General features: G+C 52.4%; 1 protein-coding gene and 1 pseudogene. Both read left to right on the top strand.

Going from position 1 to position 1,645, the window contains the following annotated elements; translation table 11 throughout:
- Positions 1–189: 189 nt before the first annotated feature.
- Complete coding sequence (surA, locus tag BG74_RS08200; RefSeq protein ID WP_066597737.1) at positions 190–1,485, top strand: peptidylprolyl isomerase SurA; 1,296 nt, start codon at positions 190–192, stop codon at positions 1,483–1,485.
- Positions 1,475–1,645, top strand: a pseudogene (gene pdxA / locus BG74_RS14120) (4-hydroxythreonine-4-phosphate dehydrogenase PdxA); the annotation flags it as partial. The gene surA and the pseudogene pdxA, both read left to right, overlap by 11 nt.

Genomic DNA, 1,645 nt, shown 5'->3' on the forward strand with positions numbered 1-1,645 from the left:
TTCCAGCCAGTACGACAACAAAGTGTCGTTTAATATTGAACTGCGTGGTTTGAGAAGCAATTATGGCCTGGGTATGGATAAGATCGTGAGATCCGGCATTCTCCCCTATCAGCGGGCGTTTTGATGCTGCAGTCTCAACGAGAATATTGAACTTAATACAAGTATTATACTGATATATATGGAAAAATTATGAAAAAATGGAAAATGTTTATCCTCGGCCTAGCCCTGTGCGCCCATAGCGTCACCGCCGCCCCACAGATCATGGATAAAGTTGCCGCCGTAGTGGACAACGGCGTCATCCTGGAAAGTGATGTGAATAGCATTTTGACTACAGTGAAACGCGGCGCTAAAGAAGCCAATCAACGACTGCCGGACGACGCGACGCTACGCCACCAAATTCTCGATCGGCTGATTATGGATAACATCATTCTACAGCTGGCACAGCGCGCTAATATCACCATCAGCGACGAGAAGCTGGATCAGGCTATCGGCGATATCGCCACCCAGAACCACATGACCCTTGATAAGCTGCGCAGCCGCCTGGCCTATGATGGAATGGACTACAACACCTACCGAGCACAAATCCGCAAAGAGATGCTGATTGCCGAAGTGCGCAATGGCGAAGTCCACCGCCGATTGACTATTTTACCGCAGGAGGTGGACTCTCTGGCGCAGCAGATCGCCGCCCAAACTGGTAACGGTGCAGAATTTAATCTTAGCCATATTCTTATTCCTCTGCCGGAAAAACCAACCAAGGATCAGTTAGATAAAACGGAAGTGCTGGCCAATTCTTTAGTCAAACAAAGCAAAAGTGGCGCGAACTTCAGCAAGCTTGCAATCACTTACTCCGATGATTCGCAGGTGATGAAAGGCGGCCATATGGGCTGGGAGAAACTTGAAGAGCTGCCGTCGCTGTTCGTAGCGCGATTACGGGGCGCTCAGAAGGGCAGTATTGTCGGCCCGATCCGTTCCGGTATCGGGTTTCATATCCTGAAAGTTAACGACATTCGCGGCGGCGATAAAAAAGTAGAAGTTACCGAAGTGCATGCGCGGCATATTCTTTTGCGCACCTCAGTTATGATGTCCGATCAACAGGCTCGCACCAAGCTTGAAGATATCGCGGCACAAATCAAGAGCGGCCGCCTCAGCTTCAGCGCCGCCGCTAAACAGCTATCTGAGGACCCTAGTTCCGCTAATCAGGGTGGCGATCTGGGCTGGAACTCCGCCGATAAATTCGGCCCGGCCTTCCGCGATGCACTGATGCACCTGAAGAAAGGAGAAATCAGCACGCCAGTGCATTCGTCCTTCGGCTGGCATCTGATTCAGCTCATCAACACCCGCCAGGTAGATCGCACCGACGCCGCCCAGAAAGACCGCGCCTATCGGCTGCTGCTTAATAGCAAGTTCGCCGAAGAGGCGCAAACCTGGATGCAAGAGCAGCGCGCGTCCGCCTATGTAAAAATTATCGACAACAATGGGCAATAATCAACAACGCATTATCATCACCCCCGGTGAACCCACTGGGATAGGTCCCGATCTCGTCGCCATACTGGCCCAGCAGGCGTGGCCGGTCGAGCTGGTGATATGCGCGGATCCCGCGTTATTGACGGCGCGGGCGCAACAGCTCAACCTTCCTCTGCGGCTG

Origin of the sequence: Sodalis-like endosymbiont of Proechinophthirus fluctus (genome assembly GCF_001602625.1) — a bacterium.
In the GTDB taxonomy this organism is placed as follows: Bacteria; Pseudomonadota; Gammaproteobacteria; order Enterobacterales; family Enterobacteriaceae.

Excerpts from the sequence above, each read along its gene's own strand:
- surA (WP_066597737.1), top strand. The coding sequence starts at position 190 with ATGAAAAAATGGAAAATGTTTATCCTCGGCCTAGCCCTGTGCGCCCAT.